General features: G+C 38.5%; 9 protein-coding genes. 3 read left to right on the top strand and 6 right to left on the bottom strand.

From position 1 onward, the window contains the following. Window positions 1-50: 50 nt before the first annotated feature. From NMG88_RS00650 to NMG88_RS00635, 4 genes are all read right to left on the bottom strand, one after another. Complete coding sequence (locus tag NMG88_RS00650; RefSeq protein WP_042156830.1) at window positions 51-4,853, bottom strand: PAS domain S-box protein; 4,803 nt, start codon at window positions 4,851-4,853, stop codon at window positions 51-53. Window positions 4,854-4,905: 52 nt separating this feature from the next. Further along, entirely contained in the window at window positions 4,906-6,000 is a 1,095-nt protein-coding gene (locus NMG88_RS00645; protein ID WP_042156828.1) for a hybrid sensor histidine kinase/response regulator, read from the bottom strand. Between the two features lie 33 nt (window positions 6,001-6,033). Beyond that, window positions 6,034-7,803: an EAL domain-containing response regulator gene (locus NMG88_RS00640; protein ID WP_254035003.1), complete on the bottom strand. Its 1,770-nt coding sequence runs from the start codon at window positions 7,801-7,803 to the stop codon at window positions 6,034-6,036. A gap of 101 nt (window positions 7,804-7,904) precedes the next feature. Next, window positions 7,905-9,296 carry a malic enzyme-like NAD(P)-binding protein gene (locus tag NMG88_RS00635; protein ID WP_042156823.1) on the bottom strand — a complete coding sequence of 464 codons (1,392 nt, stop codon included), beginning with the start codon at window positions 9,294-9,296 and terminating at the stop codon, window positions 7,905-7,907. Between the two features lie 389 nt (window positions 9,297-9,685). On the opposite strand from NMG88_RS00635, the gene NMG88_RS00630 reads away from it, so the two are divergent. Both NMG88_RS00630 and prfC read left to right on the top strand, forming a co-directional pair. Then, complete coding sequence (locus NMG88_RS00630) at window positions 9,686-10,435, top strand: 4'-phosphopantetheinyl transferase family protein (RefSeq protein WP_042156822.1); 750 nt, start codon at window positions 9,686-9,688, stop codon at window positions 10,433-10,435. A 91-nt stretch (window positions 10,436-10,526) separates the two neighbouring features. Continuing rightward, window positions 10,527-12,176 carry a peptide chain release factor 3 gene (gene prfC, locus NMG88_RS00625; RefSeq protein ID WP_042156819.1) on the top strand — a complete coding sequence of 550 codons (1,650 nt, stop codon included), beginning with the start codon at window positions 10,527-10,529 and terminating at the stop codon, window positions 12,174-12,176. Window positions 12,177-12,384: 208 nt separating this feature from the next. On the opposite strand, the gene aqpZ is transcribed toward prfC, so the two are convergent. Both aqpZ and NMG88_RS00615 read right to left on the bottom strand, forming a co-directional pair. Continuing rightward, complete coding sequence (aqpZ, locus tag NMG88_RS00620; protein ID WP_042156817.1) at window positions 12,385-13,137, bottom strand: aquaporin Z; 753 nt, start codon at window positions 13,135-13,137, stop codon at window positions 12,385-12,387. 333 nt (window positions 13,138-13,470) lie between these two features. Beyond that, on the bottom strand, window positions 13,471-15,033 hold the full coding sequence (locus tag NMG88_RS00615) for a B12-binding domain-containing radical SAM protein (RefSeq protein ID WP_042156815.1): 1,563 nt from the start codon (window positions 15,031-15,033) through the stop codon (window positions 13,471-13,473). 338 nt (window positions 15,034-15,371) lie between these two features. On the opposite strand from NMG88_RS00615, the gene NMG88_RS00610 reads away from it, so the two are divergent. Further along, window positions 15,372-15,833 carry a peroxiredoxin gene (locus NMG88_RS00610; protein WP_042156813.1) on the top strand — a complete coding sequence of 154 codons (462 nt, stop codon included), beginning with the start codon at window positions 15,372-15,374 and terminating at the stop codon, window positions 15,831-15,833. Window positions 15,834-15,843 lie beyond the last annotated feature (10 nt).

Genomic DNA, 15,843 nt, shown 5'->3' with positions numbered 1-15,843 from the left:
TCTGTTAGTGCGTGGGAGAAGCTATACAGGCTACCGAAAATTACTTCCGATTAAAGCCGATGTCGATATTGAAGTTCGGAAAAACTAAGGGTAAATAAAGTTCCGTTTTCTTGGTTTAGGGTAATAGTTCCTTCAATTTGCTCGGTGAGAGTGCAAACTAATTCCATTCCCAAGGATTCAACATTTCTAAAGTCTACTCCGGCGGGAAAACCGATGCCATTATCTCGAACAGTTAGAATAATTTTATCTTCCTGGTTTTGGTGTAGTCCCAGATAAACAATTCCTGAGCGACCATTGGGAAAGGCGTGTTTTAAGGTATTAGATACTAATTCATTCACAATTAAACCGCAGGGTTGAGCGGTTTCAATATTCAAACCAACGGGTTCAATATCGAGTTTAAACTCAATTTGACCAGCTTGGATATTATAAGAGTCAAATAAATTATCAATTAAATCTTCTAAATAATCTGCAAAATTAATTTTTTCTAAATTAGTTGAACGATAGAGTTTTTCATGGATTAAAGCCATGGAATAGATCCGATTTCGGCTATCGTCCAAAACCTTAATTAATTCAGGTTCGGTGAACATATCCGATTGAAATTCTAAAAGATTAGAAACCACCAGCAAGTTGTTTTTGACCCGGTGGTGAATTTCTTTGAGTAAAACTTCTTTTTCTCGTAAGGATGTCACCAGGGTATCTTCTGCTTTTTTGCGTTCAGTAATATCTCGATACATCCATAAATGACCTTGAGAGACTCCTTGAATCATAATCGGAACATAATCTCGTTCAAAAGTCCGTCCATCAACTAAAGAGATTTCTTCATTCGTGATCACTCGCTTTCTGCCCATGACTTCTTTATTTCTAATAATAAATTGTGCGGGATCGCTAAATAGATTTTGATATTCAAAGGAAAATGTTTTGCCATCCATACCGATCAGTTTATCGGAGGATTCTTTGATCTTAAATAAATCGCAAAAAGTTTGATTAATTAATACAATTTTCTGAAATTCATCCTTAACTAAAACCCCTAACTGTAAATTCTCAATCAATGTGCTTAATCGAGATGTAGTGGCCCATAATTGTTCTTCAATTCTTTTGCGCTCGCTAATATCAATCCTATATCCAACTATTTCTAAAGGATTTCCTTGGGCATCGAGGATTAATTTGGCTTGATCATACATCCAACGATAGCTACCATCCTGGTGTTGAAAACGATATTCATAACTAGAATAGCCTTGCTCAAACAACGGAGATAATGGAGATAATTGATTTGTAATTTTCCCGATATCCTGTGGATGAATATGACTCAACCAAAATCCAGGTTGAGTAAAGTCGGAAACCTCATATCCCAAAAGAGTCTTGATATTATCACTAATAAATGTGGTTTGATAGTCTTCCCATGGTTTCGCACTATAAATAATTCCGGGGCTAGAAAATAGCAAATATTTTAATCGTTCTTGACTGACTAATAAAGATTGTTGAGCTAGAGATCTTTCTTTTAATTCTGTTTGTAATTGTTCATAAAGTTCAGATTGTTGAATCGCAATGGCGAGTTGACTGGTAATTTGTTCTAGTAGGGAAATTTCCCAGGCTTCCCATTGTCGAGTTTGACTGCATTGATGGACAACTAATAAACCCCATAAGGTCTCATTTTCAATAATAGGAACCGCTAGTTTAGCTTGGACTTTAAATTGAGTTAAAAATTCAACTAAACAGGGTAAAATATTACCCTTGTTAATATTAGCAATTGAGGCAATTTTGCCTTGAATATAATGGCTATGACATTGGGAGGGAAAAATTTCTTCAGAAAAAGTTTTTTCTAAAAGGGAAGACCACTGAGGACTAACGGCCTCAGAAATAACACAACCTGTATAATCATTGTAAATCCGATACACTAATACCCGATCGGCTTTCAAAAATTGTTTAACTTCCGTTACCATTGTTGATAAAATAGATTTTAGATCCAAGGATTCTCGAATTCGTTGGGTAATGGTGGCAATTAATCGTTCTCGAATCACTTGTTGACCTAAACGTTCCTGGGCTAATTTATTTTCAGTAATATCATTCTGAATTCCTACATAATGGGTGAGATTTCCCTCCTGATCATAAATGGGAGAAATATTTAGTTCATTCCAAAATAAAGATCCATCTTTCCGGTAATTTCTTAATACAACATTGCAATTTTGTTTCTGTTTTAATCTTGTTCTAATTTGTTTTAACTCGGGCTGATTACGATCCTTACCTTGAAGAAAACGGCTATTTTTCCCCAGGGCTTCTGCGGCAGAATATCCAGTGACTTTTTCAAAAGCCGGGTTGACAAAAACAATGGGGTTATCCGGTTTTCGAGCATCAGCAATCACAATACCATTACTACTATAGGCGATCGCTCGTTCACTCAGCCGCAATTGTTCTTCTACCTTTTTCCGTTCTGTAATATCCGTTGCGGCTCCTAAAATTTGTTTAGGTTTACCCTCAGAATTCCGAGCAAAAATTGTATCTCGACTGACCAACCAATGCCAATTTCCCTGAGTATCTTTGATGCGGTATTCAAACTCTAAAATTTCATCGTCCTTGGCTTTGGTAATTTTCTGATAATGTTTTCCTAAACTGATATAATCGTCTGGATGAATCAATTCAGAGAGAAAATTTGAACCTTTTTCTAAAGTTTGTTCTGGCGTGTATCCTAAAATGTTAATAATTTCTTGATTCACATAAATATTGCGACTTTCAATTAAATCATAAATATATAAAATATTAGGAATAGCGTCAGTAATTCGTTGAATAAACCGTTGACTTTCTTGTAACTCTAATTCCGCTTTTTTGCGATCGGTAATATCTAATGCCGCGCCCGTAATTCCGATAATATTTCCTTCTAAATCCCACAAAGGATCAATGGTTAAATCATAGCATTGAATATCCGCCCCTATATTAGTAGTCACCTCTTTTCGTAAACCCGCTTTTGTGTTCAAAACCTGTTGTTTCAGTTCGGTGAGTTGAATCGCATTTTCCCGGGGAAAAATATCAAAATCCAATTGACCAATAACGGCTTCTGATTCATATGCTCCCGTCGGATTATAAATCCAGGTGTAGCGTAACTCTAAATCTTGATTAAACACAACAATAGGCGAATTTTTTAGCGTAATTTTAAATCGTTCTTCACTAAACCGTAGGGTTACTTCCGTTTGTTTTCTTTCAATTGCCGTTGCTAAAATATTTGCCACACTTTGCAAATAATTTACCTCGTCTTCGCGAAACAGTTGATTTTTTTTACCATAAATTTCTATCTGTCCTAACTGCTGGTAATTTTGTCCCCGAATCGGAATACAAATTCCTTGATTAACAAAATTAAACTTGCCATAATTAAGCTCTTTTGGCTCTAAATCCTGGCTATATTTGCAGCTACAAGAGAATAAGTTAGATCTTAAATCCTCTTGATTACCGGGGAGTTGATTTATGCTTAAGGATAGTGAAAATAGGGGTTCATGACTCAGAAGAATATAATTATTAAGGGGTTCATCCCAAATTGCTAAGGTTAGAAAACAGTCCTCTAAACTATATTCTAAAACTTTGCAATATTCAACGTTTAAATTGTTAGCAATCTGAATCACAACTTCATTAATGAGGGAAACTAAATTGGTTTCTGATAGGGCTTTTTGACCTAATTCGGCGATAATCGCTTGTTGATTAGCTTTATTTTCTAATTGAGACTCTATTTTCTTTAACTCGACAACTTGGCGCTGGAGTTTTTCATTCATGAAAATTAGTTCTGTTGTCCGGTCAGCCACTCGAACTTCTAAATCTTGGTTTACGATTTTTAACTCCACTTCGGCTTGTTGGCGCTCTACACCAGAGGCAATAATATTAGCAACCGCTTGTAAAAAATTAATTTCATCGGGGCTAAAGGTTCGTTGCTCCTGAGAATGAATTCCTAACACCCCAACGGGCTTTTCTTTTCCAGAAATTAAAACTGTTACCCCACTAACAATATGATGATTAGAAAAAAATTCCGAACCGCTAAAGCGGGTTTCGACCTGCAAATTCTCAACGATAACGGGTTGTTTCACTAATAATGTATAGCCCGGTTGGGACTGGGGGGTATTGCTCAGGGTCACTCGCCCCACCGAACGAGGACGCAAACCTAATCCCGTCGTTAACAAAAATGTGCCTTGGTTGGGGAGTAATTCCCAAATTTGAACATATTTGATCCCTAATGTTTGTCCCACCAAGGTTACAACCTTTTTTGCCAGGTGCTCTAAGTTGGTTTGTGAGAGGGCATATTGACCTAATTCGGCAATCACCTGTTGTTGTCGGGCGCGACGCTTGAGTTCCTGTTGGGCTGTTTCACGGATAGTAACATCCTGAATCAAGGATAAAAGAGAAATGACTTGTCCGTTTGCATTTTTTAAAACAGAATTATACCACTCACAATATACTAAGTTGCCAAGTTTCGTGTAGTTCCGATTGCAACAGATATTCCGGTTGTCCTCACCATTGAGCAACCGCGACGAGATCGTATTTACCTGTTCTAAATCCTCTGGATGTACAAATTCCCACTGATTCCAATGGCGAGCCATCAGTTCTTCTGCCTTCCAGCCAAAGATTTTTTCGGCTTGGGGCGACCACCGTTTGACCCGAAACTGCTGATCCCACTCAATCACAGCTAAAGGCGAATTTTCGACGTGAAATGTTAACTGTTGATGGGCCTGTGCTAATTCGGCTTCTATGCTTGGTTGCGGGTTAGAGGCGGGGGGAGTTTGGAGTTCCCGCAGGCGTTGTTGTACCCGTTGTTCAATTATTTGTTCCTGTTGGTCAAGCAGGTATTGTTTCTCTTTTTTCCAATTATTTTTTGTCATAAATCACCCAATATTATAGTTATTATTCCAATAAAAAAGCCATAGTTAACCGTCAAGCAAACAAAGGTAAATAAACGGTTACAATAGTTTGCTGATCGTCGGGACTTTCTATGATCAGTTGACCTTGATAAAGTTCGATCATTTTTTGGACAATGGCTAATCCTAACCCCGAACCCTGTTGTTCATACAATTTGCGTTCAAACTGAACATGGGCACCAATTTGAGCTATTTGTTGAGGGGTCATTCCTCGTCCAAAGTTTTTAACTGATAAAACAAATTGATAATTTTTAACAAATCCGTTAATTTCAATTGGTTGTCCGATGGCGGAAAATTTCATGGCATTATTAACTAATTCTTCAACCAGTTTTTCTAGTCTCATTTCTGCCATGGCGATCGCCACATCTTGTAGATTGAGAAATAAATCTGCCTCCCGTTTTTCTTCTTGAACTTGAGCCATTACTTTTTTCGTAATTACTGTTTGCGAGGATAGGGTTTTATCCTGACGTAAGCTGGCAATCTTTTTGGGATCGGTGGCAATTAGTTCTAATTCAGCATAGAGCAGAAAATTCATTATCAACCGATATAAACGTTTCCCAGATAGGGAAATTTGTTCGACAATTTCACGAATTTCATTAGTTTCCATAGAATCTAATTCATCGAGTAAAATTTCCGTTGATGCCAAAATTCCATTCAAAGGCGTTATTAATTCATGGGGCAGGGAATGGGTAATATTGTTGCGAAGTTCATCTAATTTTTCCTGGGAAAATTTTTCAACTGATGCTTTTTTTTCTAGTTGAGTGGCGATCGCTTTCAGCAATTCCTTGGGGGTAAATGGTTTAATTAAATAATCATCCGCCCCCAGTTCCATTCCCTTTCTTAAGTCTAATTTATCGCCTTGAGAAGTTAGGAAAATAAACGGAATCATCTTAGTTTCTGGTGCTTTTCTTAGGGCCTCCAATACCCCATGACCGTCCATTTCGGGCATGACCACATCACATAAAATTAAATCGGGATTAAATTTTTGAGCAACTTGTAAACCGATTTTGCCATTCTCGGCGGACTGGGTTTCAAATTCTTCAATTTCTAACAGTTCTAAAATGCTCTCTCGAATGAATTCTTCATTTTCAATTACTAAAATTTTGGTCATTTCAATTTCCTCAATAATGTTAATTCAGGATTCTTATGGCTCAGGTTGAGAAATTTTTAATTGACTTCCACTTCTAACTAAGGTTTGAAAATCCTCTAAATTGAGCGGACGACTAAATAGATACCCCTGAATTTCATCACATTGAAAGCCCTGCAAGATATTTAATTCTTCTTGAGTTTCTATCCCTTCAGCAATCACCTTTAAATTTAAAAGATGAGCCATGTAAATTAAAGATTCTGTAATGGCTACATTGATTTTATTAGTATGGAGATTGCGAACAAAAGATTGATCTATTTTTAGCACATCAAAGGGGAATTTTTGCAGATAGTTGAGAGAAGAATATCCCGTCCCAAAATCATCAATGGCTATGGTTACTCCCAGGGCTTTTAAGGCCTGTAACTGTTGGATGGATAATTCAGGATCTCGAATTAATGAACTTTCGGTTAATTCTAATTCTAAATAATCCGGTTCACAGTCTGTACTGAGTAAAATCTCCATTAACTTTTGGCACAAATTAGATGTTTGGAATTGCCGACCGGATAAATTTACCGCCACGCGCAAATTTCCTAAACCTTGAGATCGCCAGGCTTTACTGTGTTGACAGGCTTGAGATAAAACCCATTCGCCAATGGGTTCAATTAAACCTATTTCTTCCGCAATAGGAATAAATTTTATTGGGGAAATCATGCCCTTTTGGGGGTGTTTCCAGCGAAGTAAGGCTTCCGCACCAATAATATTTCCCGTTTTCAAACTGACTTGCGGTTGATAGTAAAGTTCAAATTCTTCTCTTTCTAAAGCATACCGCAAGGCAACTTCTAAATCAATCCTTTCCGAAAGTTGATGTTCTGAGGCGGGAATATAAAAACTATAATCATTTCCTCCTTGTTGTTTGACTTGATTCATGGCTTGTTTGGCTTCCCGCAGCAGGTGTTGAATAATATCCCGACCATCTTGGGGATAAAGGGAAATTCCAGCACTAAAGGTAATCAAAACTTCCCGATTTGTTAAGATAAAGGGGTCAGATATCTGCTGTTGTAACTTTTTAATTACGGTCTTAATCTGTTGTTGATCCAGAATTGGTGGGAATAAAATTGCAAATTGATTGCCATTAATATGGGTAATAATATACTCGGAAGGTAAATTTTTTCTTAACCGCTCTGCTACCGCTTTTAAAAGGGAATCTCCCCCTTCATATCCTAAAATATCGTTAATTCTGCCAAACCGATCTATCCCTAAATAGATAATTGGTATCATCCCATTTTGTTGCCAATTTTGATCGGCAATAGATAGCAATGACAACTTATCTAGCATTTGTTGAAAATATTCCAACAGGGATAAACGGTTGGGTAAGTTAGTGGTGCTATCTTGATAAATTAGTTGATTAAGTTTAGATTCAGCTAATGTTAATTTATGATTATAATTGGCTTTTAAAATGGCGTGTTTTTCCAAACGAATTACAATAGCTTTGAGTAATTCTGTGGGGGTGCAAGGTTTGGTTAAATAATCATCAGCCCCAAGCTGCATTCCTTTTCGTAGGTCACCTACATCGGCGTTTGCTGTTAAGAAGATGAAGGGAATAGTTGCCGTGATGGGATTGTTTTGTAAAGCAGTGATCACCCCATAACCATCTATTTCCGGCATCCTCACATCACACAAAATTAAATCTGGTTGATGCTGAATTGCCAATTGTAAACCGATTTTGCCATTTTCAGCAGTAAAAACTTCAAAGTTTTCTGTTTCTAGTAGTTCTACAATGTTATCTCGAATTAATTCTTCATCCTCAATCACAAGAATTTTAGCCATGGTTGTTTCTCTAAAATAAATTTTTTATAGAAATAATCGTAGTGAGGCGTGAACGCCTCTAAGAAAGTCCTGAAGGACTCACTACGATTATTAAGGATGGATTAAGTGCGGGCTAAACCTTCTTGACGGGCGGTATGGGTAACGGCACTAGCAACCGCCGTAGCCACCCGTTTATCAAACACTGAAGGCACAACATATTCCCGATCTAAATCCGTGGGAGAGACTAAAGAAGCGATCGCATTTGCCGCTTCTAAATACATCGAAATAGTTAAACTTTTAGCCCCACAATCTAAGGCTCCTCGGAATAGACCAGGGAAGGCTAAAACATTATTAATTTGATTGGGATAATCACTCCGTCCTGTTGCCACGACTGCGACATCATTAAGAATTAATTCCGGTTGAATTTCAGGAATCGGATTAGCCATGGCAAAAACAATAGGATCTTTTGCCATAGATCTTACCATTTCCGGTGTCACCACACCAGGGGCACTAACTCCCATAAACACATCAGCATCTTTCATCGCATCCGCTAAAGTTCCCGATAAGTTAACGGCAAATTCCCGTTTTTGTTCGTTAATATCGGTGCGATTATGGCTAATAATTCCCTTAGAATCACAGAGGGTAATATTACGCACTCCGGCTTTTTTGAATAAACGCGCCATTGCTACCCCCGCAGCACCCGCCCCGTTTAAAACCAGGTGAATATCCTCCCGTGATTTTTTAACTAATTTTAAGGAATTAATTAAGGCGGCTAAACTCACAATTGCCGTGCCATGTTGATCATCATGGAAGATCGGAATATCTAAACATTCCCGCAGTTTAGCTTCAATTTCAAAACAGCGAGGGGCGGCAATATCTTCTAAATTTATTCCTCCGAAAACTGGGGCAAGATATTTAACCGTTTCGATGATTTTATCTGTATCTTGGGTATCCAAACAAATCGGAAACGCATCAATATCTCCAAATTCTTTAAAGAGCATGGCTTTCCCTTCCATCACGGGTAAAGCTGCACCTGGCCCCAAATTTCCTAAGCCTAAAACCGCACTACCATCAGTAATAATAGCGACGGTATTTTGTTTGATTGTCAGCTTATAAATTTGCTCTGGATCTTCAGCGATCGCTTGACAAATTCGACCCACACCCGGAGTATAAGCCATGGCTAAATCCGATTGAGATTTCAGGGGAATTTTACTTTGAATACTGATTTTTCCGGCGCGATGGAGATTAAATGTTCGGTCATAAACCGCTAATACTTTTAACTCAGTTAAACCTTTTACCGCTTGGACAATTTGTTCTGCGTGTTCTTCACTAGAGGCATCTACACTAATTTCTCGAATTGTTTTGTGCAGAGTTTGTTCCATTAAGTCAATTTGACCTAAATTTCCTCCGACGGTGGCGATCGCTTGAAAAACACTAGCCAACATTCCGGCGCGGTTAGGCAGTTCCAGACGAATTGTAACGCTATAACTAGGATTCGGTGTTAAGCTAACCATGTTCAGTATTAATTTATTTGTCCATTCGGTATGATATCACCGGAGATCAACATCGGTCTGTAGTTGAAGCATGACATCTATCAAATTTCCTTAATACTGTTGCTGGAATTGCAGGTAATAGCTGAGGTTAGCTAAGGTAATATAGTGATCAACGTATTGCGGAGTGGGTGTTTTTTCAAGTTTTCGCTTTACTTGCTTTTTTCGCTGATTTTTTGAGGATTCCATAGTGATCATCTCAGGTTAGATTGGACGGTTTACCTTGATTATCTAATATTATCTGATCTATTCACCCTTAATAGTCTCATACTATTTATTTTTGAGGTGATCCGCACTAGAATTAAACAAAACAAGTGAAATTGCTGACTTCATTAATAAGATCAATCAGGACAATGGTTTTATCGGATTTTCAGTTATATTCCCAGATGGTTCATATTTGGCAAACCAGTCTAACACGATCGCCCCAATACCTAGAATTCTATCAAAAAATTCTGGCTGATGATGAACTAAAACGGGCGAGACGGTTTAAGTTTGAACGGGATCAACAGGCATTTATGATTGCTAGGGGAACATTAAGAATGATTCTCAGCCACTATTTAAACCTGTCTGCAAAACAGATTCAATTTAAGTATAGTTCTAATGGAAAACCGAGTTTAGATCAAGCTCCCTTACCCCTAAATTTTAATCTATCTCATGCCCATGGAAAAGCAATTTATGCGATCGCCCTTGAAGAAAATATCGGCATAGATATAGAATATATTCGGGAAATTGAAGTTATATCTTTAGCAAAACGGTTTTTTTGTGACTCTGAATATCAGTGGTTAAATTCCCTTAATTCAGAAGCACAATATGCTGCATTTTTTCGACTCTGGACGTGCAAAGAAGCCTACTTAAAAGCCACGGGAGAAGGTTTAGTTGGTTTACAGGATATTGAAATTTTCACTCCTCTGGATTCCTACCCCAGAATTTTGAAAATTTCCCAGGATTTGGAATTAGCTAAAAATTGGACAATGCAAACTATTGAAACCGCAGAAAACTATCTAGCAACCTTAGCTATTAAGGGAATAAATTATCAGTTTAAATATAGGCAATGGACTGAAGAAAAAGAAATCGAGTATAATATTATGGCTAAAGATAGATGACAATTTAGCTAATTAATGTTAATATTGAGCAAAAATCTACTTTAGCCTCTATGATTATAAGTTTGATCACAAATTCCAGATTTAGGCTCTCATGACTACAGAAATTCAAACCGAAATTCAAACCGAAATTCAAGCGGAGGTTGAGCGACGTCGCAATTTTGCAATTATTTCTCACCCTGATGCTGGAAAAACCACCCTGACAGAAAAATTACTCCTCTACGGAGGTGCCATTCACGAAGCAGGTGCTGTTAAAGTACGGAAGGCTCAACGTCATGCTACCTCAGACTGGATGGCAATGGAACAACAACGGGGAATTTCGATTACCTCAACGGTTTTGCAGTTCGAGTATAACAACTGTCAAATTAATCTGCTAGATACACCCGGGCACCAAGATTTTAGTGAAGATACCTACCGCACTTTAGCCGCAGCCGATAACGCGGTGATGTTAGAAGATGCCGCCAAGGGTTTAGAGCCGCAAACTCGCAAACTTTTTGAAGTCTGCAAACTGCGAGGTCTGCCTATTTTTACTTTTATTAATAAAATGGATCGTCCGGGTCAAGAACCCTTAGAATTACTTGATGAAATTGAAAAAGAATTAGGGTTAAAAACCTATCCCATAAATTGGCCAATTGGTACGGGTGATCGCTTTCAAGGAGTATTTGATCGTCGCAAACAAAAAATTCATTTATTTGAACGTACCGCCCACGGCAGTCGAGAAGCTTTAGATCGGGTTTTTGATTTAGATGATCCTAGAATTAATGAATTATTAGATCCGGATCTTTATCATCAATTAAAAGAAGAATTAGAACTACTTGAACACGCGGGTTCAGAATTTGATCTGGATTTAGTTCATGCTGGAAAAATGACCCCGGTTTTCTTCGGCAGTGCCATGACTAATTTTGGGGTTCAATTATTCTTAGATTCCTTCTTAGATTATGCTTTAAAACCCGGTTCCCATCTGAGTACCTTGGGGGATATGGAACCCGAATATCCTGAGTTTACGGGCTTTGTATTTAAACTACAAGCTAATATGGATGCCAAACACCGAGATCGGGTGGCTTTTGTGCGAGTTTGTACAGGAAAATTTGAAAAAGATATGACGGTAAATCATGCCCGCACGGGAAAAGTTGTCCGTCTTTCCCGTCCTCAAAAATTATTTGCTCAGGAAAGACAATCAATTGAAACTGCCTATCCTGGGGATGTAATTGGATTAAATAATCCTGGGGTTTTTGCCATTGGGGATACAATTTATATGGGCAAAAAATTAGAATATGAAGGGATTCCCTGTTTTACCCCGGAGTTATTTGCCTATTTAAAAAATCCTAATCCTTCTAAGTTTAAACAGTTCCATAAAGGAGTTTTGGAATTGCGAGAAGAAGGAGCGGTACAAATTATGTTTTCCATTGATGAAGCTAAACGTGATCCGATTTTGGCGGCGGTCGGTCAACTTCAATTTGAGGTAGTTCAGTTTAGATTACAAAATGAATATGGGGCCGAAACTCTATTAGAACCTCTACCCTATAGTGTGGCTCGTTGGGTAACAGGAGGTTGGGAAGTTTTAAATAAAGTTGGACGAATTTTTAACGCTGCGGTGGTTAAAGATAGTTGGGATCGTCCGGTTTTACTATTTAAAAATGAATGGAATTGTCGTCAAGCTGAAGCCGATCATCCTGAGTTAAAACTGACTTCTATTGCTCCGGTAGTTTCAATTCAACCCTCTGAATCTGGAGAGGAAGAATAAGGGCTAAATATTGATCCTTGATTAATTTTCTCCCTCTGTTTCGAGTCAGTAGGTGGTCAAAAATAAACGCATATACAATTAAACTTGTTGTTGCGCTTGCTGCGCAATTAAGCGGTGCGCAGCAAGCGCAACAACGGGCTTTTTGACCACCTACTTACAGAAGAAAGTATTAAACACAAAACGAGGACTAATTTAGAGTTTTGATTGATTAAGAATTCGGATCAGATGGGGATTCACCAAATAAGGAATTATAGGTGAACCCGGCGGCAATTCCTCCCAAAATAGGGGCGAACCAAAACAACCATAATTGCTGAATTGCCCAACCGCCAACAAATAATGCTGGGCCAGTGCTACGGGCTGGATTTACAGATACATTGGTGACTGGAATTCCGATTAGGTGAATTAAGGTTAATCCCAAACCAATAGCAATCGGGGCAAATCCTTGAGGTGCGCGACTATCGGTTGATCCCATAATCACCATCAAGAACATAAATGTCAACACAAATTCACCCAGCAGAGCGGAAACGAGATTGTAACCGCCGGGAGAATGTTCGCCATATCCATTGGTGGCAAAGGGGTTAGAACCACCTTTAAAAGCCACTGCATCAAATCCGGCTTTCCCACTGACAATTAAATAAAGCACTAAGGATGCTACAATTGCCCCGGCAACTTGAGATCCAATATAAAGGGCTAAATCTTTGCCTCCAGAGAAGCGTTTACCCGCCCATAATCCAAAGGAAACCGCCGGATTGAGATGGCAACCGGAAACATGACCAATGGCATAGGCCATGGTTAAAACGGTTAAACCAAAAGCTAATGCAACCCCGGCAAATCCAATCCCAAGGGGGTTAGTAGTTCCATCGGGAAATGCGGCGGCAAAAACAGCAGATCCACACCCTCCAAAAACTAGCCAAAATGTTCCCATGAACTCGGCAAGACATTTCTTAGTCAGTGGCATCATTAAACCTCTTGAGAATGCACTTGAATTTAACTATCAGTTTTAATCCTGATGAGTTTCAGTTGAAACTTACCATAAAATTGATCAATTTTGGTGTCATATCTAGCAAATTCAGAAAAATTAATAAAATCTTAAATGAATTATTAAGAAATTATAAAAAATAATATTTTTGTATAAATATCATTTATTATTCTATGTCTTTAAAATAAATTTATCAATAACCAGGGGATGGGTAAGCATTAGTGTGAAATTAAGCTGAAATCTCCCCTGTAGAGATGTTGCATGGAACGTCTCTACAGGGCGTTAATAGCCGCACCCTACGGGTTAATGATTGAATTATGCGGGAATTTTGGTGGGAAGTTGGGCTTTTTGGGCTTGATATTCTGCCAACTGTTGTTCAATTTCAGTTTTAACAATTTGGCGATATTCTAAAAAATGTTCGTTATGGGCGCATAGGGTTAAATACTGCCCGCAGACGGCGGGATTATGTTTGATAATACTAAACAAATATCCCCAGAATTTCCAGCGAGTTTGGCGTTTAATTCCCTGTCGCCAAATTACAGTTGTTAAGGCTTTTAAATCAATCCAACTGGGGAATTTACCTGGGGGATTACATTTGGGAGCACCCAACTTCAAGAAACAGCGATAGGTGCGTTCTAAATAACGTTCGGGATCATATAATTGCCAGAAGGTTTCAATATATTCTTGGGCAATTTCTTCAACGGGACGGGTAGGAACAAAGTTAATTAATGTGGTTTGGTTAATATCAAACTTTTTAGGATTAATTAACCGTCCTTCCTTCTCTAAACGATGCCATAACGCCGTATTGGGTAAGGCTTGTAACATACTAAATAAAGCCGTGGGAATCGCAGATTTTTCGACAAATTCAATAATTCGATATCCCGCCCCGGGTTTTTCCCCATCAAATCCTAGAATAAATCCCGCCATTGGACGTAAGCCAGTGCGGATAATTTTATCAACGGCTTCTAATAACGGACTGCGGTTATTTTGATATTTTTTGGTCATTTCTAAACTACTGGTATCTGGGGTTTCAATTCCCAAAAAAACCGCATCAAAGTTACATTCCACCATCGATTCCATTAATTCACCATCATCGGCTAAATCTATGGAGGCTTCTGTATTAAATCGGAAAGGATATTGATGTTCCGCTTGCCAGATTTTTAGAGCTTTTAACAGTAATTTCACATTCCGTTTATTGCCGATAAAATTATCATCCACCATGAATATTGATCGTCGCCATCCCAGTTCATAAAGATAATCTAATTCCTTTAATAATTGTTCTGGAGTTTTAGTGCGGGGTTTGCGACCATAAAGCACAATAATGTCACAAAATTCACATTGAAACGGACATCCACGGGAGAATTGTACCGACATAGAATCATAGGCATCTAATTCTAATAAATCGTAACGGGGAATAGGAGTTGAGGTGACACTGGGTTTTTCTTCTGTGCGAAATACCCCGGAAGTTTCACCTTTTTCCAGAGCTTCTATAAACATGGGTAGGGTAATTTCCCCTTCATCTAAAATCAGAAAATCTGCCCCAGAATTTTCAATTTCATGGGGGACAGAAGTGGGATAGGGGCCACCAACAGCGACTAATTTTCCGCGTTTTTTGGCTTCTTGAATTTGAGCAATAAAATCGGATTTCTGCACAATCATTCCCGAAAGAATGACTAATTCTGCCCATTCCCATTCGGCTTCAGTTACAGCAGTAATATTACGATCAACCAGTTTGAATTGCCAAGTTTGAGGCAAAATTGCCGCTACCGTAATTAATCCCAGGGGCGGTAACAATACTTTGCGATCAACTAATTCTAGGATTTTTTCATACGACCAAAATGTAGACGGGAATTGGGGATAAATTAATAATGTTTTCATGGGAAAAATGGTAATTTGAGGTTAATATTATTTTAGAGAATTAGTTAAATAGTACAAATGAATTTTTCACCCATAATTTTTCACCCAGCGATTGAAATCGTCGCTACACAAACGAAGAATTTTTCACCCAGCGATTGAAATCGCGGCTACACAAACGAAGTCCGCCTACGCAGACTAATTAACAGATTAACATAATGTTCTCTGATTTTATCTTCAATCCGCGCAGGCGGGTTTGGGTTGTGTAGCCACGATTTCAATCGCTGGATCTCTGGATCTCATTGTTGGCGCTATGATACAAATGTTAACATTTCACCAAATCATACAGGGTTATTACCAATATGGCTGTTAAAGTAGGAGATATGGCTCCTGATTTCACCTTAACTTCGCAAACGGGCGAATTAGTTAGTATCGAAGACTTTCAGGGAAAAAAATCCGTTGTCCTCTACTTCTATCCCAAGGATGATACTCCTGGCTGTACCGCAGAGGCCTGCGCTTTTCGAGATGCTTATCAAGTCTTTACAGATGCGGGGGCCGAAGTAATTGGGATTAGTTCAGACACGGCCCAATCTCATCAACAGTTTGCCACAAAATACAATCTTCCGTTTATTTTGTTAAGCGATACCGGGAATAATGTTCGTCAACTCTATGGTGTTCCAGCAACGATGTGGGTGCTACCGGGTCGCGTTACCTATGTAATTGATAGGGAGGGTGTGGTGCGACATCTGTTTGATTCTATGCTAGATTTTGGGCGTCACGTTGATGAGGCTTTAACGACTCTTAAATCGATTCCAAAGCCATAGAATTTTAATC

It is taken from the genome of Planktothrix agardhii, from assembly GCF_904830935.1.
GTDB classification, from domain to species: domain Bacteria; phylum Cyanobacteriota; class Cyanobacteriia; order Cyanobacteriales; family Microcoleaceae; genus Planktothrix; species Planktothrix agardhii.
The sequence above is the reverse complement of the archived record's forward strand: the minus strand, read 5'-3'. Positions and strand labels throughout refer to the sequence as shown.